The organism is Streptomyces sp. S465 (assembly GCF_026898115.1).
GTDB classification, from domain to species: domain Bacteria; phylum Actinomycetota; class Actinomycetes; order Streptomycetales; family Streptomycetaceae; genus Streptomyces; species Streptomyces luomodiensis.
The window spans coordinates 5,200,918-5,222,083 of record NZ_CP114036.1; the positions used below are offsets into that span (position 1 = coordinate 5,200,918).

The window sequence follows — 21,166 nt, forward strand, 5'->3', positions numbered from 1 at the left end:
CATCCGCAAGTCCTGGCGCCGATACGTGGCGTATCGCACGTTCCGCTTTTGCCCTCCGTACACGTGCCGTTCCTCAGCGCGTGCTACGGGAGACCGCCCGCGCCTCGGTCACGGTGACCGCTCTGCCGTTCAGCTGCGACCCGTCGAGCTGGGCCATCGCCTTCTCCGCCGCCGCCTCGTCCATCTCCACGAAGCCGAACCCCCGCGAGCGGCCGCTCTCCCGGTCGGTGATCACGGTGGCGTCCAGCACCTCGCCGAACCGCTCGAACAGGGTCGCCAGGTCCTGCCTCGTCGTCTGGTAGCTCAAGTTGCCCACATGCAGTCGTTTGGACATGACCGGCTCTCCTTGTTCTCCGTGGTCCGCGGTGGAGCGAACCGCAACCAATCATCCCAACCTCAGACAAAGCGGGCCATCCCCATGAGCTGAACCGGTCACGCGATGGGGGCTCGGGGCTCACCGCAAGGTGCCGAGCAGCTCCTTGGAGTAGGGCAGCAGCTCCTGGGTGCGTCCGCTGAGCACCTTCGCGGCCCACTCGGGGTCGGCGAGCAGCGCGCGGCCGATGGCGACGAGATCGAACTCGTCGCGCTCCAGCCGGTCCAGCAGATTCCCGATGTCCGCCACCCCGGCCCGCTCACTGCCGCTCCCGGGCACGAACGTCGGCAGGAAGTCCTGGTTGAGGCCGACCGAGCCGACCGTGATGGTGGACTTCCCGGTGAGCTTCTTCGTCCAGCCCGCCAGATTCAGATCGGACCCCTCGAACTCCGGTGTCCAGTAACGCCGGGTGGACGAGTGGAACACATCCACTCCCGCCTCCACCAGCGGCGTCAGCATCGCCTCCAGCTCCTGCGGGGTCTCGGCCATCCGCACGTCGTAGTGGTCCTGCTTCCACTGGGAGGTACGGAAGATGATCGGGAAATCGGCCGAGACGGCCTTACGGCACGCGGCCACCAGCTCGGCCGCGAAGCGGACCCGGGAGGCCGGATCGCCGCCGTAGGAGTCGGTGCGGCGATTGGTCGCGGACCACAGGAACTGGTCGATCAGATAACCGTGGGCACCGTGCAGTTCGACCCCGTCGAAGCCGATCCGCTCCGCCGACGCGGCCGCCTCCGCGAACGCGGCGATCACCGCGTCCACGTCGTCCTGCGTCATCGCCCGCCCGGCCGGCCCACCGTCCAGTCCCACACCGGACGGGCTCAGCACCGGAGCCTCGGGAACCGGCGGCGCGCCCTCCGGCCGCGAAACCCCGACATGCCAGATCTGCGGCGCGATCCGCCCGCCGGCGAGATGCACCTGCTTGACGACGTCGGCCCACCCCGCCAGGGCGTCCTCCCCGTAGAAACGCGGCACCCGGTCGCTCAGCCCCGCCGAGGGGTGCTCCACATACGTCCCCTCGGTAATGATCAGCCCCACCCCAGCGGCCGCCCGCCGCCCGTAGTACGCCGCCACATCGGCGCCGGGCACGCCATCGGGCGAGAACATGCGGGTCATCGGCGCCATGGCGAGGCGATTGGGCACGGTGAGCCCGCCCACGGTGAACGGACGGGACAGAACCTGGGCCGCGCGCTCGGCGCTGCTGCTCGTGGACACGTTGGACACTCCTCGACCTCATGTCATGACGGCGCGGAAGCGCGCCGCCCGGCCAAGCTAAAACCTGACGTTGACGTGAGGGGCAAGTACCGGAGGTCGCCTCCGCAACGCGTACGCCCCCGATGAGGGCGTACGCGCTCCAACGGGAGCCGAGGAGCGGCCCCCACACTTGGCACTCAACGGACGACCTCAGGAGGCCGACATGGGAGCGCACGGAAAGCCGCCACCGCCGAACCCGCAGCCGAAGCAGCCGAGTCCACGGGACTCGGACGGACAGCACCCGGACGTCTCCAGGCCGGGCGGCGGGACCCACCGCAAGTGACCGACCTGGAGGAGTTGCACGCGCGGGCGGCCGAGACGCTCGACATCACCGAGCCGTGGATACGGCGCGCGTTCGAGGCCGTCCCGCGCCATGAGTTCGTCCCCGGCACCGTGTGGGTGGTGGACGGTGGCGTGTACCGGCCGTTCCGCCGAGACGACGACCCGGACCGGTGGGCCCGCATGGTGTACGACCCCGCACAGGCCATCACCACCCAGGTGGACGACGGGGCCCCCGCCCCTGCCGGGGGCGATGTGCCCACCAGCTCCATCTCGGCGCCGGCCGCCGTGGTGAGCATGCTGGCCGGGCTGGACCTGCGGCCGGGGCACCGGGTGCTGGAGATCGGCGCGGGCACCGGGTACAACGCGGCGCTGATGGCCGAGAGGGCAGGCGCCGGGCGGGTGATCACGCTGGACATCGACCCGGACGTGGCCGACGGCGCGCGGGCCGCGCTGCACCGGGCCGGGTACGGCGGGGTGACGGTGCTGGAGGCGGACGGCGAGCAGGGGTGGGCCAGGGGCGCCCCGTACGACCGGCTGGTGGCGACGGCCTCGGTGACGTCGATCCCATGGGCCTGGGTGGAGCAGGTACGGCCCGGCGGCCTGATCCTGGCCCCGTTCCGGACCGCGTTCTGCTCGCACGGACTCGCACGGCTGACCGTCTCCGACGGCTGCGCCGAGGGCCGGTTCGCGGGCGCGGTGACGTTCATGGCGGTGCGGGGCCAGCGGACGCGCCCGCGCATCGGCGGGGTCTTCTCGACGGAATCGTGGGAGGAGAGCCGCGAGAGCAAGGCCGACCTGGACGTCGCGCTGCTCGCCGACCCGCACGCCGAGTTCGCGGTGGGGCTGAGGCTGGCGGACGTCGCCCACTGGCCACAGGACGGCGGGCACTGGTGGTGCGGCCGGGACTCGTGGGCGTACGCGGCGGATGGCGTGGTGCACCAGTGGGGGCCGCGAAACCTGGCCGATGAGACGGCCGGGGCCCTCGCCTGGTGGGAGGGCGCCGGGCGGCCGCAGCTGTTCGACTTCGGGCTGACGGTCACGGCCGCCGGCCACCGGGTGTGGCTGGGCGAGCCGTCGGGGGCGTGGCCGCTGGCTGCGGTGTAGCCGGCCGGCGTGGATCAGACCTCCACCCCGTCGATGTGGAACGTCTGCACCGACTGCGCCTCCAGGGTGAGGCGCAGCCGCTTGCCGTCGAGAGTGGTGTCACGGTGTGCGGCGTAGCGCTCGCCGGCCGGGGTGGTCACGGTGGACCAGCGGGGGACGGTGCCGGACTGGCCGGTGACCGTGGTGAAGAGAGACAGGTCGAGGGTGAGGGGCTGGGCGGAGGCGGTGGCGTTGACGGCGACCACGACGAGGCGGTGTGCCGCGGCGTCCAGCGCGGCGACGACGGTGTCGGAGCCGGTGGCCAGCATCCGCATGCCGGGGCGGATGTGCCGGGTGAACTGGGCGAGTACGTAGTACTTGGGCTGGACGGAGCCGGTCCGGGCGGTGTCCGGGTCGTAGAAGATGGGGCCCCAGCCGGTGGCGGTGTCCAGGGGCTGCCAGTAGCAGTAGGCGGTGGGGTGCAGCCGGTTGAGATCCAGGCAGAGGTTGGTGGCGGTGGTCAGGCCGGTGCTGTCGCCGTCTCCCGTCTCGGAGTTCCACAGGCCCTTGTCCGCGCTGCGGGCCTGTTGGTAGAGCCCGTTCCGGTCGCCGGACGAGCCCTGGTAGCCGTGCACCGTGAGCCGGCCGACGGCGGCGCGGGCGGTGGCGTCCAGGCTCTGCCAGTTGGCGATCGCCTCGTCGTAGGAGAACACGTCGGACGCGGAGATGGGAGTGCCCCGCAATCCGCGCGTGTCGAGTTCGGTACGCAGGTGGCCGAGCACCGCCTCCTGCACGGCCGTGCTCATATGACAGCCCTCCTGGCCGCCGTTCGCCTTCCACCACGTCGAGGTCGGCTCGTTGAAAGCCTCGACGGAGGAGAACGGCACCCCCCAGTGCTCGGCGGCGTACGCGGCCACCGTGGCGATGTACACGGCGTGCTGTCGGTAATTCCAGGACTGGAGGTTGTCCCCGCCGTCCGGTGCGCCGGACGGGCAGTGGTTGACGCACATCCACCAGAGCGGGGAGACGGAGAACAGCTCGATCCGCGCGCCCCGGGCGTGCGCCTTGACCATCGCGGCCCGCTGCCTGGGGTCGGCAGACCAGTCCCAGGAGGCGGAGGCGGGGTCCTCACTGAACCAGTCGCGCCAGTAGCCCTCGATCTGCTTGTACTTCGGGAACTGCGCGGAGACCACCATGGCGGACCCCTGCACCGTGTCCCAGCGGCAGGCCCCGAGGTTGTAGCGGGCGATGTTCAGGCCCAGGCCGGGGAGGGTGAGGTCCTGGTACGGGGTGTCCGCGGTGGTGAACAGGACATCGGAGATCTCGTCCCGGTCGCCGAGTACGTTCGCCCACCAGGACAGCGAGGCGCCCCAGCCCTCCCAGGTGCCGTGCCGGCCGAAGTCCGGCCGTGGATCGACGGCCACCGTGGCGTCCGCGGCCCGTGCCACCCGCGGCCCCAGCGCTCCCGAGGCCAGGGCGCCCCCTGCCGCTGCCAGCAGTTTTCTGCGATGCATCGTCGCTCCCCCTTCTCGATGGCGTCGGTGAAACCTCCGGTGACGGCGCGGTCATCGCCATGGAGCCGGGCGGCTCCTTCGGGACCCGGCTGCTCACCGACTCGGCAGCCTGACCACACCCAGTATTCGTGTGAGCGGGAAGTAGCCGAACTCCCGTGAATCGAAGCTCGCCGAGTGGTTGTCACCCAGCAGCACGGCCATGCCGTCCGGCACGCGTTCGCCGGACACGTCGGCGAGCGCCGGAACGCCACGGCGCGGGATCGGATCCCCGGGGAGGGCCGCTATCCGCTTGATCATCCAGCGGCGCTGGGCCACGAGGGAGGGAGCGGCTTTCGCCGCGAGCGGTCGCTGGCGCCAGCCGCGCGCATCCGAGGGTGATTCGACGACCACCACGCGGCCGACCTCAGGCTTCGCGCCCCGGATCACCAGCACCTGATCGCGGTCCCGGAACGCCGGCTCCATGCTCACCCCGTCGACGGTGACAGCCACCAGCCGGTGGGTGAGCGCGGCGGCGACGATCGTGACACGGTCCGAGATCATCTGTCGGCCGCCGCTTCCACCGCGTGCGTCGGGACGGCCGGCTCCGCGTGACCCTGCCGGTACCCGTCGGCCTGCAAGGCGAACAGGCGTGCGTACTCGCCCCCGGCCCGCATCAACTCCATGTGGCTGCCTTCCTCTGTCACCCGCCCGTCGCCCAGTACGGCGATCCGGTCCGCGTCGCGCACGGCGCCGAGTCGGTGTGAGATCAACAGACTGGTACGGCCGGCCCGGTGGCGAGTGATCGAACGGTGGATCTCGTGTTCCGACGCCGCGTCGAGTCCCGCCGAGGGCTCGTCGAGAATGGTCAGGTCGCGCCCCTCACGGAGGAAGGCACGGGCCAGGGCCAGACGCTGGTGCTCCCCACCCGACAGCAGCGCCCCCGACCGGTGTTCGGAGGATCGGCTGTCGTGGTGGAAGGTGCGGGAGAGCATGGTGTCGTACCCCTGCGGAAGCCGGGCGAGCTTCTCGTGCAGGCCCGCCTTGCCCGCCGCGACCTCGATCTGGTGCCGTTCGTCCAGCAGCCGCAGGTCACCGAGCCCAATGTTCTCGGCCGCGGTCATGTCGTAGTGCTGGAAGTCCTGGAACAGGGTGCTGATGCGCTCACGCAGCTCTGCCGGATCGACGTCGCGCAGGTCGACGCCGTCCCACAGCACGGTGCCGTGCGTGGGATCGTAGAACCGGCACAGCAGTTTCACCAGCGTGGACTTCCCGGCACCGTTCAGACCCACCAGGGCCAGCGACTGTCCGCACGGGATGCGCAGGTTCAGTCCGCGCAGCACCCAGTCGTGGTCCGGGGAGTAACGGAACCAGACGTCCCGTAGTTCGATCGCGTGGCGCAGCGGTGCCAGGGGAACCGGTTCGGCGGCCACGGGAAGGTCGGGTTCGGCCTCGACGACCTCCAGGTAGTGGTCGAACATGAGCAGGGCACGCTGGGACGCCGCGAGCTGGATCAGGAGGGTGCCCAGCGAACTCTGCACACCGTCGACCGCCGCCACGAACATCGTCACCCCGCCGACCGTCAACGTACCGTCGTGCGCCGCGAACACCGCCCACACCAGCCCGGCTCCGGAGACGAGGGAGGCCAGCAGCTCCAGAAGGCTCTGCACTTTGGTCTGGTGCGCGTCCACGGACTGGGTGACGGCGTTGGCCGCCCGGCGCTCGGCCAGCACCCGCGCCCGCAGGAAGTCACCGATCCCGAACAGCCGGATCTCCTTCGCCGCGGTGGGCGTGGCGATCAGCCTGGCGTAGAAGTCCTCCCTGCGCTCGATCCTGCTGACCTCGAACACGGCACGGGCCTGCTGCCGTGACAGGGCGAGCTGGGCCACGAGTGACGGAACGCCCGCGGCCAGCACGACCACGGCCATCAACGGGCTGAGCGCCACCAGCGACACCAGGAACCCCGCCACCGTCACCAGGGACTTGCCCGCGGCCAGCGCGGCGTCCGCGAGCTGGCCGGCGACGGTCTTGCCCACCTCCTGGGCCACCCGCAGGCGGTCGAGGAACGCCGGCTGCTCCAGCCGTCCCAAGCCGGGGTGGCGGCCCACCGCGGTGAAGAGCCGATCCTGCGACAGCAACCCCACCTCCCGGTCCACGACCCCTCGGAGATACCGGGCGGCCAGCGGGCCGAGGCCCACCACGGTCGCCGCGAGGACGTAACCGAGCGCGGGCCCGAGCAACGTCCGGATCTCCGCGTGGTGCGTCAGACCGTCGATCAAGAGCTTCGTCATCCACGCGACCAGCACCGGCACCAGCCCGGACACCAGCGTGATCGCGGCATATCCGGCCGAGGCCCACGGCGCCGCCGTGGCACACAGGCCGATGGCCGTGGTGACGCGGCGGTACGCGGAGCGCGTGTGCGCCTGCTCGGAGCTGCCCGGCCGGCGCCGACCGCGTGTTCTCACCGTGCCGACACCGGTACGTCGAGATCGATCTGCTCAGCGGTGACGATGGGACGTCCGTGCTCAATGCTGGGGGAGACGACGAGTACCACGGGGAATGCCTTGAGATCGAAGGCCGAGCTCACCGCGCCCTCGTTGCTGGACTCGTGCACGACCCGGGCCACCGGGCGCAGCCGCTCCAGCATGTCGGCGGCCGCCTCGGGCTCACCCACGACGGTGGCCAGCACCTGCTCCCGGCCGCCGGGGAACGAGGCGGCGAAGTCCACGAACTTCGGCAGCTTCTCCTGGCACGGGCGGCAGGTCGGCGAGAAGAAGGCCACCAGCGTGTCGCCGTGCCGCAGGCTCTCGCTGTCCACCGGCTCGGCGTCCTGGGTGAGGGCGGTGAACTCCCCGATCTCATCGCCCATGCCGACCGCGACAGGCGGGTTAGTGCTGCCGTTGCGGTTGAGGATCTCGGCCTGCTCCCGCAGGCGTTTGATCATTCCGAGGCTCAGCACGAAGTTGAGGACGCACAACGCCCCGACGAAGACTAGGGCGGCGATCAGGGGGGTCATGACGTTTCTCCTGTCGGAAGGTGGTGGACGGGGCAGCGGGCCGAGCAGTGGTCCACGCACCCGGCCGGAACAGCTCCACGAGTTCGTCGAGCGTGGTGACCAGCGCCCCGCACATCAGCCCGATCACGATCGTCAGGATCTGTCCGGCAGTGGTGCCGCCGGAACCCGGGCCGAACAGCGCCGAGACGCCGGTCGGGACGGCCAGCGCCAGGTTGCGGACGGCCTGCCAGCCGCTGACCGGTGCGGTGGACACGCCGAAGCAGCGGCATGCCGTGTCCGTCCCCCGGCGCACGGCAAGCACGATGCCGAGGGCGAAGACGAGCAACAGGCCCGCCGCGAGCCCGGCGCCATACCGGAACGCCCCGGGTACGGGCAGAGCCAGCAGCCCCCACACCCCGAACTCCAGAGCCACCACGACAGGGGCCAGCAGCCGGCGCGCCCCGGGAACCGGGGCCAGCGCCTCAACCGCTGCGGCGAACTCGTTGAAGGACCGGCGTCCGGAGACCTTGCTCACCGAGGACACCAGGAAGATGAGACCGATCAGACATCTGATCCAGGTCGAGAGATACTGCTCCACGATTCCCCAGACTCGATAACTCGTGTGCGGGCGCGCACCGGCCTCGGCGCAGGGGGCCCGGCGCGAACGCCCCGGACCCCCACGACCACGGTCAGCAGTAGCAGGTGTAGACGCCGGAGCTGCCGCAGCACGGAGCGTTGTAGCTGCACCAGGTGTTCACGTTCCCGTACCCGTAGGCCTTGTTGCACTGCCAGCACTGGCTCCAGCACTGCTGCGGCGACGAGACCTGCGCCGAGGCGGAAATCTTGGGCACGAAGCGCTCGAGCAGCGCCTGCCCGAGGGATTCCATCTTACGAAGCATGTCACTCTCCTCTCGTGGTGAATTCGTCCCGACCTGACGTCGGCTCAGGCCACTTTCACACGCGGCCGGTCGGCCGGTATTGGAGAAAACCGACATTGTATTTTTTCGACCGGCCCCGCCGCGGCGGACTCCCGCTCGACAGCGGAATTCATCCTTCTTGCAGAATGCTGGTGATCCGCCCCGCCGCTCGGTCGGCAGAGCCTTCCCCGCTCTGGTGCTCGGCGATAAAGCGCAGAGGCGAGCGTGCCGTCAGCGCGGTGAACTCCCGTGTCAGGTGCGCTTGGTCGTAGAACCCGCAGATGGACGCCGCCTCGCCAGGTCGGTGTCCGGCCGAGAGCAGCGCGGCGGCGTGTTGAAGTCGTAGCACCCGGGCCAGTCGTTTGGGAGTCAACCCGACCTGCTGTCCGAATTTGCGCTCGATTTGGCGCTGGCTCCAGCACACGCTTTCGGCCAGGGCGGTGATCTCCACCCTGCCGCGGGACTGCTCCAGGCGCTGCCAGGCCGCGACCACCCGCTCGGACGCGAGCCGGCCCTCCCCGCGGCAGCGCAGGAGGAACTGGTCCAGGATGGCGAAACGCGCAGGCCACCCGGGTGCCTGTGCCAGTTGTTCCGACAGGTGGTGGACCCGGAGGCCGAGGAGGTCGGCGGGCTCTGCGCCAGGGGCGGGCAGGTCGTCCAGGGCCACACCGAACAGTTCGAAGGCCGCCCACGGTGCGAGCACGACCTCGACCGCGCGTATACCGCCGGTGTGCTCGACCAGCGCAGGGGACGTATTCGGCGGGCTGAGCAGGGATACCACCGTGCGGGCCCGGTGCGGTGCACCCACCGGCGAGATCCGCAGCGCCTCACCGAACCCGAGGACCAATGTCGCCAGTCCGCAGGGGATTCCCAAACGCCTGCGCACCGGTCCTGGCGCGCAGTGGAATCCTCGGTAGCTGAGTACTCCCGGCGCCAGCGACGGATGCGGATATCCCAAGGTCAGCGCCCACCGGCCCTCAGGACATCGCACCCGATTCCCGGGATTCCCTGGCAGGACGTGTCTCGTCAGCAGACTGTCGGACACGTGAGCACCAGGAGATGGGCGCGTAATAATGTAAGGAATCTATGCATGACAATTCCCTCCGATTGGCGGGTTGCAGTGCATTGATGGAGGCGCCATCCGGCGCGTGTGCAGGGTTTTTCTCCGCCGCATCGCGGCCACGGTGTTCCGGGGCTGGGTTCCGAATTCGTGGGGCTCAATCGCGCGGCGGCGGCAGCCCGTTCCGGGTGCCTGGCGCTCGGCCCGACGGCGGGGATGGCGGGGATGGCAGGGCGACCGGCGCGGGTTTCACGGCGCGGAACGCGGCGTGGTCATGGGATGCCTGGACGGCCGCGACCGCCGTCCCCCCGCTGTCAGCGGCGCCCGGACCCGCCCCATGTCAGAGAACTCTGAGCAACCCTGACCGTCCTGACGCGCATGTCATTTCCTCCCCCGAAGTGGTGAGGGCGGCGCGGGGTGGACCGCGCCGCCCGGCTTGCACCACGGAGATTGCTGGCCGGTTACGGTCGACGGCCAGGTGCTGCCGCTGAATGAGCGATTCGTGAGACGTCCCACCGGCTGACCTGCTGGTGCGGTGCCGCGGGAGACGCACCGCTGGGACGCGCCGGTCCGCGGAAGCGACTGCCGCGGTGCGCACCATGCGGATCGTGACACCGTCCGGCGTGACGGTCGGCAAGCCGGCGTCTGGGTGGCCCCGCCCTCCCGGCCCGCGCCGCGCGGACGCGCCCCGTCAGAGGGTGTGATCGAGGCGGCCGCCCTTCACAGCGCGTATGAAGACGCCAAGGGCGGCCGTGGTCGTACGGATCACGGTGTCGGGCTCGTCGCTCTCGCGTATGCGTATACCGTCTGCGACGGTGGCCAGTTCCACGCAGTTGGCGCCGACGTCCGTGCTGAAGGAGGACTTGCGCCAGGTGGTGTGCGGCATGCTGTCCGCCTCAGCGGATGTGGTCGAGGTCGGCGGCTTTCACGGCTCGTATGAACGACCGGAGAGTGGCCGGGTTCGTATGGATCACCGCTTCCGGCTCGTCGCTCTCACGTATGCGTATGCCGTCGGGGGTAATGGCCAGTTCCACGCAGTTGGCCTGGTTCTCGCTGAATGTGGACTTGCGCCAGTCGGGTTGGGACATGACCGCCTTCCTAGAGCGTGTAGAGGACGTGTTGGATCAGGCCGAGCGAATCACGCGAGTCGTGTGCGAAGGGAGCGACCGTCACATCGACGGGTGGCAGTGCAGCTGCGCTGAGACGGTGGAACTGCCGTTGATACTTCGTGAGCGAAGGCTCGTCGTGCAGGAACGATGACTGGCCGGGGCTTTCCAGCAGTACCGTCTCAAGCGCGCGGCCGTGTGAGGCGACCATGAAGAACGGCGTGCTCAAAGTCGAGATCTCCTCGGCGGCGAAGGGGAGGATCTGGATGCTCACATGCGGCAGGGCGGCGAGTTCGATGAGGCGCAGTAGTTGCTTGCGCATCACCTTGGCGCCACCGAACCGCATGTGCAGCGCTGCCTCATGGATCACCGCGTGGACCTCTGGTGCCTGCTCCTCGTGAAGGATCGCCTGCCGCCGCATGCGGAAACCAACCGCCGTGTGGACGTGGTCCGGAGTGTTGGCCTCGTCGTCCGCTCGGAAGATTGAGGCCGTGTAGTCCTCCGTCTGGAACAACCCCGGAATGAACAGCGATTCGTACGAACGGAACCCGTTCGCTTGCGACTCAAGCTCGGCCAAGTCCAGCGCTGACGGCACAAGGCGGCCCTTGTAGCCGCTCCACCAGCCCTTGCCGCTGCTAGCGGCCAAGCTCAACAGCGCGCCAACGTAAGGCTCATTCTTGCATCCGTAAGCGTCAATCAGCGCGCGGAGACGATCCGTTGGGATGGCCGTCCGCCCCGCCTCGATGTGGCTCAGGTGCGGCGCGCCCATGCCGATCAGCTTGCCGCCTTCGGCGATCGACAACCCCGCCTGGAGTCGCAACTTCTTGAGCTCCGCGCCGAGTCGGCGTTGCCGTTCGGTGATGAGCGTTCGCAGCGCCACGAGCGGTCCTCCAGGGGATTCGGTGACAGTGTGCCCCGCGCGGGTGGGGCGGTCCAATCATCTCGCCAAGGTGGTTGCAAAGTTGCTGAGGCGTGCCATACCTTGGGTGTTGCCTTAATCACACAGGGTATTGAGCCACAAGCGCCACGGAGGCGTCGCATGGGAGCACTCGCACACCCGGAACGTCCGCACCGCTACACCCTCACCGCCCCCGCCCTCCCCACCTCTCCCCGCCTGTGCCGCGACTTCGTGCGCGGCGTCTTCTCGGCCTCCGGCCTCGGCCAGCTCGCCGACAGCGCAGCCCTCTGCACCTCGGAGTTGGTGACCAACGTCCACCGGCACGGCAAGGGTGACGTACGGCTGGCCGCCGCCATCCGGCACGACCGCGTCCGGGTCACCGTCCACGACGACAGCCCCGAACTGCCCTCGCCCCGCCGCCCGGCGGGCGATGAGACCAACGGCCGGGGGCTGTTCCTGGTCACGGCCCTCTCCGACCTCTGCGGCATGAGCATCGACGAACCGGCCGACGGCACCGGCAAAACGGTGTGGTTCGAGTTCAACGTCCCGCCCGCGCAGACCAAGAGCACCGCATGAACGACCCCACCTCCGCCGAGCGCGTCGCCGAGATCCTGCGCGACGAGTTCGCCGCCCACGGCGTACGCCTCCCCGACGTACGGGCCGACCTCAGCGATCCCCACCAGCCACGCGTGGAACTCGGCACCGTCCCCCTCGGTACCGGCTTCGCCCTGCTGCGCGTGCTCACCGACTATCAACGGCTGCTCAAAGCCGAGAAGGCCGGCGGTCGCCCGCCGGCCTTCGGCCCATGACACTCGGTCGCGTTACCAGCTGATGGCGTCGTCCATCGACTGCTGCCAGTACGTGACCTTGAGCGAGTCGTCGACATAGACGCCCTTGGCGGGCAGTGACGGGTGGGCGGCAGAGGGGACGTCCTCGTCGGCGGTGCGGCCCTGGAAGTAGACGGTGAGGGACTTCACGGTGTGGCCGTTCGTACCGCTGCCGTCAGCGGCCGACAGGTTCACCGAGGCGTAGCCGGACTCGCCCGGGGCCAGCGTGACGACGGCCTGCGGCTTCGACTCCTCGATGACCGGCGGCACCGACTGCGCCTCGCCGAACCGGACGGCCGGGTAGTTGTAGAGGTAGCAGTTGCTGCTGCCGGTGTTGGTGACCGTGAGCAGCATGTGATTCACGGGGCGGTTCAGGGGAGCCGCGACCGTCTTGGTGTTGGAGCCCTGGCAGGTGACACCCTCGGCGTCCTCGCTGCCCTTGGCGTCCTTGGTGTCCTTGGTGGCACTCGCGCCGGAGTCGCTGCCGCCGGCCTGGCTTCCCTTCCCCGATTCCGACGACACGTCCGTGTCCGACTTCGAACCGGTGGCGTTGGTCTTCGCGTCATCCTGGGAGGACGACGCGGAGGAGGACGACGCGCCCTCGCTGCGGACGCCCGATCCGTCCTCGCCGCACGCGGTCAGGGAGAAGGCGGCGATCGCGACGGTCGCGGCGGCGGTCAGGAGGCGGGTGCGGGAGTTACGGATCCTGGACATGTGGGTGAGCCCTTTCGGCGGTGCGGTGGGTGTGGTGCTTGGATGACCAGAGCTTGTGGGGCCATCCGTCCCAGCCGCCACGAACGCCGGGCAGTTGGGGACGCTGGAACGCGGAAACAGGCTGTGACCAGGGGGAACGTAAGGGGTCTGGGACGCGGGAATGGGACGCGCCAGGCCATGGGAAGGGGAGGCGGGGAACGGTGTCAGGGGCGACAGGAGCCGTCGGCGACGCGGAGGCGCTCGCGGAACTGCTGCGGGGGCTCAAGGAACGCTCGGGGCTGAGCTACGGGGCGCTCGCCAAGCGGCTGCACATGAGCACGTCCACGCTGCACCGCTACTGCAACGGCAGCGTGGTGCCGACCGAGTACGCGCCGGTCGAGCGGCTCGCCCGGGTGTGCCGGGCGACCCCCGAGGAACTGGTCGAGCTGCACCGGCGGTGGATTCTGGCGGATGCGACGCGGGGGCGTAAGGAGCCGGAGCCGGGCGGGGTGGTGGTGCGCGGTACCGGGGCCGGTGCCGGGGCTGCGGCCGGGGAGCCCGAGAGCGCGCCGGCGCCCGACGCGTCGGCGCCCGGCGCCGGGGACCGCCCGACTCACCCGGCGGATGCGGACAGCGGACCGCCCGAGGCGGCGGGCCCGGCCGATCCGGGCGGTGGGCTGTCCGAGACCGCGGGCGGGACGGCCCCGGCACCCGTGGGCGGTGAATCCCGCGAACCCGGCGGCCCCGGTGGCCCCAGTGGTCCCGGCGAACCCGGTGGCCCCGGCGAACCCAGCAAACCCGGCGAACCCGGCAGAAGTGATGCCACGGTCATCAGCGGCACCACCCCCTCCGCTCCCGTGCGGCGGCCCCGTCGGCGCCGCACCGCCCTCATCGCCTCCGTCGCCACCGCCGCCGTTCTGGGCGCCGTCGTGCTCGCCGTGAACCTGCCGTCCTCCGGAGGCGACAGCGGTGACGAGAAGGCCGCCGGGGCCGCCAATCCGGCCACCGGCACCGCCACCGCCACCGGCCGAGCGGACGACAAGCAGCCGTCCGCCTCGGCCTCCCCCTCCCCCTCCCAAAGCGCGCGGACCGGCAAGCCCTCCGCCTCGGCGTCGGAGTCCGCCGGCCACGGCGGTGGGGGCGCCGACGAGCCCACCGGCGGCGTACCGGTCAACGTCGCCACCCGCCCCTACGTCTACGACAGCCCGTGCAGCCAGCACTTCCTCGTCGACAGCGAGCCGGGACAGGTCGGCCCGCCCGCCGACGAGCAGAACGCGCCCCGCTGGGCCGCCGCGTACGGCGCGGTGTCCTCGGGGGAGCAGCGCGTCGCCCTCACCCTCCAGGGCACCGGGAAGGAGACCGTCGTCCTGGAGGCGCTGCACGTACGCGTCGTCACCAAGCGCGCCCCGCTCGCCTGGAACGACTACTCGATGGGCGTCGGCTGCGGCGGCGGCGTCGAGACCAAGTCGTTCGACGTCGACCTCGACAACGGCAGCCCCACCGTCACCGTCAAGAACGGCCAGCGCGACTTCCCGTACAAGGTCAGCGAATCCGATCCGGAGGTCTTCTACGTCACCGCCCACACCACGGCGCATGACGTCCGCTGGGACCTCTCCCTGGACTGGTCCAGCGGCGACCGCCACGGCACCGTGCACATCGACAACAACGGCACCCCGTTCCGCACCAGCGCCGCCGTCGGCCGCCCCGGTTACGACTACCCGCTGGGCACCAGCGAGTGGATCAAGCGGGAGGAGCAGCCGCAATCGTGACCCCGGCCGGTGGGGTGCCCGTGACGGGCGCGTTGACGACGGTGACGCTCTCCAGGTCGGGGAGGACGGCGAGCGGGGACACGTCGACGGGCCGGCCGGGGTCGCCGAGGAACCTGACGTGCAGATGACGGAGGCGGGGGAACGCCATGGGCATCCAGGTGGTGTCCAGTTCCGTCCCCAGGACCTGGAGATCCAGCCAGGTGATACCGGGTGGGAAGCGGCGCGGCAGGACGTGGGCATGGCTGATCGCGATCTTCAGGCGGTCCAGCGCCACCAGTTTGTGCAGGCTTTTCGCGAAGGGCACCGTGCTGGGTGTGTTGCGGGGCGGCTCGAACACCAGCGTACGGAGGGGGAGGGCGGACAGGGGGCCGAGGTCGCGGGCCTGGGGGCAGCCGCTCAGATAGAGCGTTTCGAGGTTCGCGAGGTGGCTGAGCGCGCCGAGATCGGTGACCACGCCATTTCCGCTCAGCCGCAGCCGGGTCACGTCCTCCCCCCTGAGGCTGTCCCTGATCTCGTCCTCCGTGAAGTCTCCGCGCAGGATCAGCCAAGGACGCGGCCCCGTGTCCAGGAGCAGGCGCAGATGCTCCATGGACTCGGCCACGAAGTACAGGCCGTCCCGGTCCAGGCGGAGGATCACCTCATGGAAGTACCGCTCGGTGTCGAACCGCCCCCAGCTCGACGCCAGTTGGGCGCGCACCGCGATCGACGGGTGGCCGGCGAACCGGGCCAGATACGGGATGGCCGCGTCCACCGGTATGCGTGAGGCCGTGACCACGCAGTATTCCGCCTGCTCGTCGGTCAGTCCCTCCGGCAGGGGCAGGAGCTCCAGCACGAGTGGGCCCACCGTGGCCAGCTCCCGCGCCCGCGCGACGTCCGGGGGCGGGATGAACCCCATCGCAGCCCGTGTCACCTGGTCCCGTATGCCCGGATCCAGATCGGGCGCGTGCTCCAGGCAGGCCATGGCCAGCAGGTTCTGCCGGAGCGACGCCTTCGGGTCCCATCGCTCCGCTTCCACCAGCAACTTCTCCAACAGCTCCGCCCGCTCCCTCGGCCGCGCATGCGCGACCGCCATGCGGATGACGTCCTCCCACTGCGCGTCATGCGCGTTCCGGATCAGCAGGCCCACGTCCCACGCCTCCACCGCCGCCTTCGCGCCCAGGTAGTCCTGGAAGGTGCGGTGGACGAAGTCCACCGTGCCCACCGACGGCTCGCGCAGCAGCCCGCTGCGCAGCAGCAGATGGCGCAGGATGGCGGGGGCGTCGCCCAGGGCCTGGGCGGCGGGGACGGAGGGCAGGGCCTCCTCGATGAGACGCTCCGCGCGGTCGCGGTCCAGTTCGGCCTCGCCGTTGCGGATCAGGTAGTAGGCGAGCCGCTGGAGGAGCTGGATCTGCGGTTCCTCGTCCAGCTGCGTATCGCCGGGCGCGTAGACACGGCGCTCGGTGTCGCGGCGGGTCAGCAGCATCGACAGCGCCGCGTCGTACAGCGCCTTGCGGCCCGGTGGCAGATAGCCGCGCCGGGCGCGGTGCAGGGCGCAGATCAGGCCGCACATCAGGGGGTTGGTGGCGAGCCGGCTGAGGTCCTGTTTGGTGCGGACGGCGGTGTGCAGGGCCGACTGGTAGCCGTCCAGCGCCGCCCGTTCCTCCTCCGTACGGCAGGTCTGGCGGGCCGCGTCGTGCCAGCGGTCGATGAACGCCGCCATGTCCTCGCGGCGCATCGGGGACAGCGTGAACTCGGTGAAGTCCTGCGCGCCCAGCCAGTCCTCGGCGACGGCGGAGGGGCGGGAGGTGACCAGCCACAGGTTGTCCGGGTAGGCGATGAGCAGGTCGGCCAGCCAGGCCCGGGTGCGCTCGCGGTCGTGCTCGGGGATCTCGTCGATGCCGTCGATCAGCAGCAGCCCACGGCCGGCGCCCAGGACCCGGTCGGCCCAGCCGGGCGGCTGGGCGCCGTCCAGGGGGTTGTGGACCGAGGCCAGGAACCCGGCGGGGGAGGGCAGGGACTCCCGGCGGGCGATGGTGCGCAGCGGGAGGACGAAGGGGACGCGGCCGATCAGCTGCTCCATCCCGTGCGGCGGCCGCTGCCGCGCGGTGCTCACGGCGAGCCACTGGACGAGCGTGGTCTTGCCGGAGCCCGCGCCGCCGCGCAGCAGCACCCGCTGATGGCCGGCGAGCGCCCGGTCGGCGGGGAGGACGCCGGGGAGTGCGGCGGGGAGTGCGGCGGGCGAGGTGCCCGCCGCCGCGCCCTCGAACGCCCCCGCCGTCCCCTCCGGGCGGTCCTCGTGCGAGGAGACGGCCTCCAGGCTGAGATACGCGGCGTCCAGCGGCCAGGTGGCCTCGGAGTGGCTGAGGTCGATGCCGACGATGGTCAGCGTGGAGTGTTTGCCGATCATGTACTCCGCGTACCGGCGCTCGAACCCCGCGTCCTGCGCGGACTGGGACGGGATGCGCTCGATCAGGATGTCGATCTTGGTGATCAGCTCGTCGAGCCGGCCGCTCTGTTCGACGAGGGTGCGGGCGACGAAGGTCGAGCGCCGGCTGAAGAAGTGCAGGATGTGCAGGCAGGCGGTGTGGAGGAGGTGCTCGTAGAGGGCGAGTCCGTCCCGGCTCAGGCCGACGGGGGCGCCCAGGCCCGGCGCGGTCTCGATGAGGCGGGCGGCGAGGGCCCGGTGGCCGAGCCCCACGGCCTGGACGTCGTCCATGTCGAGGTCGCCGAGCGCGTGCAACGTCGTCGCCAGGCGCATGGCGACCAGGTCGTCCTCGTCGGCGGGGCACGGCCGCTCGCCCGGGGCCGCCTGCTGGACGGCGCGGGCGACGAGTTCGGTGGCCAGCTTGTGCAGATCGTGGAAGTCGAGCGTCCGCTTCTCGCCCCGGAAGGTGACGAGCGAGGAGATACGGACCGGCTTGTCGACCAGCCCGGCGCCCGGACCCTCCTGGACGAACAGTTTTCTGATGAGCGGTGCGACGACGGCCGAGGCGAGGCGAGCGCCGATGGCTGCGGGGTCCACGTCCCTTTCCCCCCGATGGTCGGGTGTCCCTGGCCGGACAGCGTACAGCGGGCAAGGACCTTGGTCCCGAACCGGACACCCGAAAGTCCCTCCGCGGGTGACATCGCGCACAGGCCATTCGGGGACTACTACGGGGAATAGGGGATGGCGCAGCTCAGAGGTGTTATGGATATCTCCGGGAATTCCCGGGAGGAACGCATCCGCATGCTCAATTTCCTACGTATCCGCTTAGTAGAAGAACGCCTTGGCCTATTCATCGGAACGGGATAACAAGAGGCGTCACAAAGATGCTTCTGGAGGTACTTCCCATGGCCCCGCGCGCCACCAACCGCCGCTCTTCGCATTCGTCCGTATCCAGGACCCGCGTCGCCGTGATCGCCATGGGCCTGGGCGCCTCGCTCGCGCTCGGCGCCGGCACTGCGTTCGCCGCCGAGGCGTCCTCGGGCGCCACCGCCCCGTCGGTGAGCGCGGCCGCCAAGAAGAAGGCGGACGCCTGGGAGACGCCGGTCGACAAGTACTCGATAGGCGCCGCCTTCGGGCTGGCGGGCAACCTGTGGTCGCACAACCACAGCGGTCAGGACTTCGTGGTGCCGTCGGGCACCCCGGTGCACGCGGCGCACAGCGGTGTGGTCGTCAAGGCGGGCCCGAACGGCGGCGGTGACGGCCCCGCGTACGGCAACGCGATCGTGATCAAGCACGACAACGCGACGTACTCGCAGTACGCGCACCTGTCCCGGATCGACGTGCGGATCGGGCAGACCGTGACCACCGGTCAGCAGATCGGCCTGTCCGGCAACACCGGCAACACCACCGGTCCCCACCTGCACTTCGAAATCCGCACGACGCCGAACTACGGCTCCGCCGTCGAGCCGCTCACGTTCCTCCGCGACCACGGCGTCAAGGTCTGACGCCAGACCCCACCTACCGCCTCATGCGTCGTCCGACGAAGCATGAGCCTGCGTCAGCAGATCGAGGGCGACCTCCAGGAGAGCCTCCCGCTTGTCCTTGGGGTCGCCCTCGAGCGTTTGCAGCGCGAACATCCGCGCGTGCAGGGTGAACAGCGCGGTGACGCTGCGGGTCTGCTCGAGCAGGGGTGCCTCCGGGTCCCGGATCAGGCCGGACAGCGTGAGCACCCGCTCCTTGAAGATCGGGCCGACGCGCAGCTCGCGCACCGTGGCCTGGTTCTCGTGCACGAAGCGCATCATCGGCTCGGCGGTGTCCAGGGCCGCGCTGTAGCGGCGCAGCAGCTCCAGCTTGGTCTCCAGCGTGCGCGGCTGCTCCTGGCCCCAGGCGATCAGCTCGTCCAGCGGCCGGGCCAGGTCCTGGAACAGGCTGAGGACGATGTCCTCCTTGGTCTTGAAGTGGTAGTAGAGCGCCGCCTTGGTGACCTCCAGATGCTCGGCGATCTCGCGCAGCGAGGTCTTCTCGTAGCCCTGTGCGGCGAAGAGCTCCAGGGCTACGTCCTGGATGCGCTGACGGGTGTCGCCCCGCCGCGGTGTGCTGCCCATGGTGCTCTCCCGTGCTGGTGTGGCTGCCGTTGGCAGGCCGAACGTAACTTACTTGACGCCCGGCTAGTTGGCGCCTTATCTTCTCCACTGTACTGAACTAGCCGGGCGGCAAGTAAGTAGGCGTCAGGGCTTTCATCACCAGGGGATCACCACCAGGGGGGAGACGGAGAACATGGCCGGCAGACAATCACAGGGCGAAGCGCCACCCGCTTCGCAACCGGCGCGGCCGGCCCAGGGAGCCGGGGGCAAGGCCGAGCCGAAGCAGCGGAGCACCAGTGTGGTGATCCTCGCGTTGATGATCGCGATGCTGCTCGCGATGCTCGACAACATGATCGTCGGCACCGCGATGCCGACCATCGTCGGCGAGCTGGGGGGCCTGGACCATCTCTCCTGGGTGGTGACCGCGTACGCCCTGGCCACCGCCGCCTCGACGCCCATCTGGGGCAAGCTCGGCGACATGTACGGCCGCAAGGGCGTCTTCCTCACCTCCATCGCGATCTTCCTCGGTGGCTCGGCCCTGTCCGGCATGGCACAGAGCATGGGTGAGCTGATCGGCTTCCGGGCCGTCCAGGGCCTGGGCGCGGGCGGACTGATGGTCGGCGTGATGGCGATCATCGGCGATCTGGTGCCGCCCCGGGAGCGCGGCCGCTACCAGGGCATCATGGCCGGTGTGATGGCCGTGGCCATGATCGGTGGCCCGCTGGTCGGCGGCACCCTCACCGACCACCTCGGCTGGCGCTGGATCTTCTACATCAACCTTCCGCTCGGCGCGGTCGCCCTCTTCGCGATCAGCGCGGTGCTGCACCTGCCCAAGAAGCGCTCCGAGGGACGGATCGACTACACCGGCGCCGCCCTGCTGACCGTGGGCATCACCGCGCTCGTGCTGATCACCACCTGGGGCGGCAACGAGTACGCCTGGGGCTCGGCCCAGATCCTCGGGCTCGGCGCGCTCGGCGTCCTCGCGCTCGTCGCGTTCGTCTACGTCGAGCAGCGGGTGGCCGAACCCGTCCTGCCGCTGCACATCTTCCGGAACCGCAACTTCACGCTGGTCACCGCGATCGGCTTCCTCACCGGTTTCGTGATGTTCGGCTCGACCACCTTCCTGCCGCTCTACCAGCAGACCGTCCAGGGCGCCTCGGCCACCAACTCCGGGCTGCTGCTGCTCCCGATGCTGCTGGGCATGCTGGTCGTCTCGCTGGTCGCGGGCCGGGTCACCACCCAGACCGGCAAGTACAAGATCTTCCCGATCGTCGGCGGCTTCCTGATCATGGCCGGCATGTTCCTGCTGTCGCTGATGGACACCGAGACCACCCGCTTCACCTCCGGCGTCTACATGGCGGTGCTCGGCATGGGCATGGGCTGCCTGATGCAGACGACCATGCTCGTGGCGCAGAACAGCGTCGAGATGAAGGACATGGGCGTCGGCAGCTCCTCCGCCACCCTCTTCCGCACCCTGGGCGGCTCCTTCGGTGTCGCGATCCTCGGCGCCCTGTTCACCAGCCAGGTGCAGGACACCATGGCCGAGCGGGCCGGCGATCAGGGCGCGGCCGTCACCTCCGGAAGCGCCCAGCTCGACCCGGCCAGCCTCCCGAAGCTGCCGGCGGCCATCCGGGACGCGTACACCCACGCCGTGGCCGACGGTTCCCACCAGGTGTTCCTGTGGGGCGCGCTGATCAGCATCGCCGCCTTCGTCGCGGCCTGGTTCGTCAAGGAGGTCCCGCTGCGCGGAGCCGCCAAGGCCGCCGACGGCGACGAGGCCCAGGCCGACCAGCCGGCCCCGGTGGCCGAGCCGGTCTGACGGTGACCTCGCCGATCCGGCGGTGACCTCGCGGGACGGGGCGCGGCCGGCGCACCAGCGCCGGCCGCGCCCCGTCCATATACCGCCGTATACCGCCATGTACCGCCGCACC

General features: G+C 70.3%; 21 protein-coding genes. 6 read left to right on the forward strand and 15 right to left on the reverse strand.

Annotated features, from left to right (window positions below; genetic code table 11):
- Positions 1-73: 73 nt before the first annotated feature.
- Positions 74-334, reverse strand: coding sequence for an RNA recognition motif domain-containing protein (locus tag N6H00_RS22005; RefSeq protein ID WP_268973528.1), 261 nt, complete (start codon positions 332-334; stop codon positions 74-76).
- Between the two features lie 120 nt (positions 335-454).
- Positions 455-1,588 (reverse strand): NADH:flavin oxidoreductase, encoded by a 1,134-nt coding sequence (locus N6H00_RS22010; protein ID WP_268973529.1) that lies wholly within the window; start codon positions 1,586-1,588, stop codon positions 455-457.
- A 318-nt stretch (positions 1,589-1,906) separates the two neighbouring features.
- Here N6H00_RS22010 and N6H00_RS22015 point away from each other — a divergent pair, with 318 nt between their 5' ends.
- The gene (locus tag N6H00_RS22015) at positions 1,907-3,013 is read left to right on the forward strand and encodes a methyltransferase domain-containing protein (protein ID WP_268973530.1); all 1,107 of its coding nucleotides are present in this window, start codon (positions 1,907-1,909) and stop codon (positions 3,011-3,013) included.
- A gap of 14 nt (positions 3,014-3,027) precedes the next feature.
- Here N6H00_RS22015 and N6H00_RS22020 read toward each other — a convergent pair whose 3' ends face one another.
- The 10 genes from N6H00_RS22020 to N6H00_RS22065 all read right to left on the reverse strand — a co-directional run bounded on the left by N6H00_RS22020 (position 3,028) and on the right by N6H00_RS22065 (position 11,440).
- Entirely contained in the window at positions 3,028-4,506 is a 1,479-nt protein-coding gene (locus N6H00_RS22020; RefSeq protein WP_268973531.1) for a glycoside hydrolase, read from the reverse strand.
- A 93-nt stretch (positions 4,507-4,599) separates the two neighbouring features.
- A complete protein-coding gene (locus N6H00_RS22025; RefSeq protein WP_268973532.1) occupies positions 4,600-5,046 on the reverse strand; it encodes a S26 family signal peptidase in 447 nt (148 codons plus the stop codon).
- Positions 5,043-6,947, reverse strand: coding sequence for an ABC transporter ATP-binding protein (locus N6H00_RS22030; RefSeq protein WP_268973533.1), 1,905 nt, complete (start codon positions 6,945-6,947; stop codon positions 5,043-5,045). Before N6H00_RS22030 ends, N6H00_RS22025 begins: the two co-directional genes overlap by 4 nt.
- Entirely contained in the window at positions 6,944-7,426 is a 483-nt protein-coding gene (locus N6H00_RS22035) for a TlpA disulfide reductase family protein (RefSeq protein WP_268973534.1), read from the reverse strand. The genes N6H00_RS22030 and N6H00_RS22035 overlap by 4 nt, the downstream gene beginning before the upstream one ends.
- Complete coding sequence (locus N6H00_RS22040; protein ID WP_268973536.1) at positions 7,371-8,075, reverse strand: MauE/DoxX family redox-associated membrane protein; 705 nt, start codon at positions 8,073-8,075, stop codon at positions 7,371-7,373. The genes N6H00_RS22035 and N6H00_RS22040 overlap by 56 nt, the downstream gene beginning before the upstream one ends.
- A gap of 91 nt (positions 8,076-8,166) precedes the next feature.
- On the reverse strand, positions 8,167-8,376 hold the full coding sequence (locus N6H00_RS22045) for a hypothetical protein (protein ID WP_268973537.1): 210 nt from the start codon (positions 8,374-8,376) through the stop codon (positions 8,167-8,169).
- A 148-nt stretch (positions 8,377-8,524) separates the two neighbouring features.
- Positions 8,525-9,280 (reverse strand): helix-turn-helix domain-containing protein, encoded by a 756-nt coding sequence (locus tag N6H00_RS22050; protein ID WP_268973538.1) that lies wholly within the window; start codon positions 9,278-9,280, stop codon positions 8,525-8,527.
- Positions 9,281-10,145: 865 nt separating this feature from the next.
- Positions 10,146-10,340 (reverse strand): DUF397 domain-containing protein, encoded by a 195-nt coding sequence (locus tag N6H00_RS22055; protein WP_268973539.1) that lies wholly within the window; start codon positions 10,338-10,340, stop codon positions 10,146-10,148.
- A gap of 10 nt (positions 10,341-10,350) precedes the next feature.
- Entirely contained in the window at positions 10,351-10,542 is a 192-nt protein-coding gene (locus N6H00_RS22060; RefSeq protein WP_268973540.1) for a DUF397 domain-containing protein, read from the reverse strand.
- Between the two features lie 10 nt (positions 10,543-10,552).
- On the reverse strand, positions 10,553-11,440 hold the full coding sequence (locus N6H00_RS22065) for a helix-turn-helix domain-containing protein (RefSeq protein ID WP_268973541.1): 888 nt from the start codon (positions 11,438-11,440) through the stop codon (positions 10,553-10,555).
- Between the two features lie 159 nt (positions 11,441-11,599).
- On the opposite strand from N6H00_RS22065, the gene N6H00_RS22070 reads away from it, so the two are divergent.
- The gene (locus N6H00_RS22070) at positions 11,600-12,034 is read left to right on the forward strand and encodes an ATP-binding protein (RefSeq protein ID WP_268973543.1); all 435 of its coding nucleotides are present in this window, start codon (positions 11,600-11,602) and stop codon (positions 12,032-12,034) included.
- Positions 12,031-12,267, forward strand: a complete 237-nt coding sequence (locus N6H00_RS22075) for a hypothetical protein (protein WP_268973544.1) — start codon at positions 12,031-12,033, stop codon at positions 12,265-12,267. Before N6H00_RS22070 ends, N6H00_RS22075 begins: the two co-directional genes overlap by 4 nt.
- A gap of 12 nt (positions 12,268-12,279) precedes the next feature.
- Here the strand turns inward: N6H00_RS22075 and N6H00_RS22080 are convergent, their stop codons facing one another.
- Complete coding sequence (locus tag N6H00_RS22080) at positions 12,280-12,999, reverse strand: DUF4232 domain-containing protein (RefSeq protein WP_268973545.1); 720 nt, start codon at positions 12,997-12,999, stop codon at positions 12,280-12,282.
- 200 nt (positions 13,000-13,199) lie between these two features.
- Here N6H00_RS22080 and N6H00_RS22085 point away from each other — a divergent pair, with 200 nt between their 5' ends.
- Positions 13,200-14,747, forward strand: coding sequence for a transcriptional regulator (locus N6H00_RS22085; protein WP_268973546.1), 1,548 nt, complete (start codon positions 13,200-13,202; stop codon positions 14,745-14,747).
- Here N6H00_RS22085 and N6H00_RS22090 read toward each other — a convergent pair.
- Entirely contained in the window at positions 14,719-17,748 is a 3,030-nt protein-coding gene (locus N6H00_RS22090) for an NACHT domain-containing protein (protein WP_268973547.1), read from the reverse strand. The genes N6H00_RS22085 and N6H00_RS22090 overlap by 29 nt on opposite strands.
- A gap of 308 nt (positions 17,749-18,056) precedes the next feature.
- Between N6H00_RS22090 and N6H00_RS22095 the strand changes: the two genes are divergently transcribed.
- The gene (locus N6H00_RS22095; RefSeq protein WP_268973548.1) at positions 18,057-18,656 is read left to right on the forward strand and encodes a M23 family metallopeptidase; all 600 of its coding nucleotides are present in this window, start codon (positions 18,057-18,059) and stop codon (positions 18,654-18,656) included.
- A gap of 21 nt (positions 18,657-18,677) precedes the next feature.
- Here the strand turns inward: N6H00_RS22095 and N6H00_RS22100 are convergent, their stop codons facing one another.
- Positions 18,678-19,256 (reverse strand): TetR/AcrR family transcriptional regulator, encoded by a 579-nt coding sequence (locus tag N6H00_RS22100; RefSeq protein ID WP_268973551.1) that lies wholly within the window; start codon positions 19,254-19,256, stop codon positions 18,678-18,680.
- Between the two features lie 172 nt (positions 19,257-19,428).
- Between N6H00_RS22100 and N6H00_RS22105 the strand changes: the two genes are divergently transcribed.
- Positions 19,429-21,054 carry an MDR family MFS transporter gene (locus tag N6H00_RS22105; protein WP_268973552.1) on the forward strand — a complete coding sequence of 542 codons (1,626 nt, stop codon included), beginning with the start codon at positions 19,429-19,431 and terminating at the stop codon, positions 21,052-21,054.
- The last annotated feature ends 112 nt before the right edge of the window (positions 21,055-21,166 follow it).

Excerpts from the sequence above, each read along its gene's own strand:
- N6H00_RS22070 (WP_268973543.1), top strand. The coding sequence starts at position 11,600 with ATGGGAGCACTCGCACACCCGGAACGTCCGCACCGCTACACCCTCACC.
- N6H00_RS22045 (WP_268973537.1), bottom strand. The coding sequence starts at position 8,376 with ATGCTTCGTAAGATGGAATCCCTCGGGCAGGCGCTGCTCGAGCGCTTC.
- N6H00_RS22105 (WP_268973552.1), top strand. The coding sequence starts at position 19,429 with ATGGCCGGCAGACAATCACAGGGCGAAGCGCCACCCGCTTCGCAACCG.
- N6H00_RS22100 (WP_268973551.1), bottom strand. The coding sequence starts at position 19,256 with ATGGGCAGCACACCGCGGCGGGGCGACACCCGTCAGCGCATCCAGGAC.
- N6H00_RS22020 (WP_268973531.1), bottom strand. The coding sequence starts at position 4,506 with ATGCATCGCAGAAAACTGCTGGCAGCGGCAGGGGGCGCCCTGGCCTCG.
- N6H00_RS22080 (WP_268973545.1), bottom strand. The coding sequence starts at position 12,999 with ATGTCCAGGATCCGTAACTCCCGCACCCGCCTCCTGACCGCCGCCGCG.
- N6H00_RS22095 (WP_268973548.1), top strand. The coding sequence starts at position 18,057 with ATGGCCCCGCGCGCCACCAACCGCCGCTCTTCGCATTCGTCCGTATCC.
- N6H00_RS22035 (WP_268973534.1), bottom strand. The coding sequence starts at position 7,426 with ATGATCAAACGCCTGCGGGAGCAGGCCGAGATCCTCAACCGCAACGGC.
- N6H00_RS22055 (WP_268973539.1), bottom strand. The coding sequence starts at position 10,340 with ATGCCGCACACCACCTGGCGCAAGTCCTCCTTCAGCACGGACGTCGGC.
- N6H00_RS22060 (WP_268973540.1), bottom strand. The coding sequence starts at position 10,542 with ATGTCCCAACCCGACTGGCGCAAGTCCACATTCAGCGAGAACCAGGCC.
- N6H00_RS22005 (WP_268973528.1), bottom strand. The coding sequence starts at position 334 with ATGTCCAAACGACTGCATGTGGGCAACTTGAGCTACCAGACGACGAGG.
- N6H00_RS22025 (WP_268973532.1), bottom strand. The coding sequence starts at position 5,046 with ATGATCTCGGACCGTGTCACGATCGTCGCCGCCGCGCTCACCCACCGG.
- N6H00_RS22075 (WP_268973544.1), top strand. The coding sequence starts at position 12,031 with ATGAACGACCCCACCTCCGCCGAGCGCGTCGCCGAGATCCTGCGCGAC.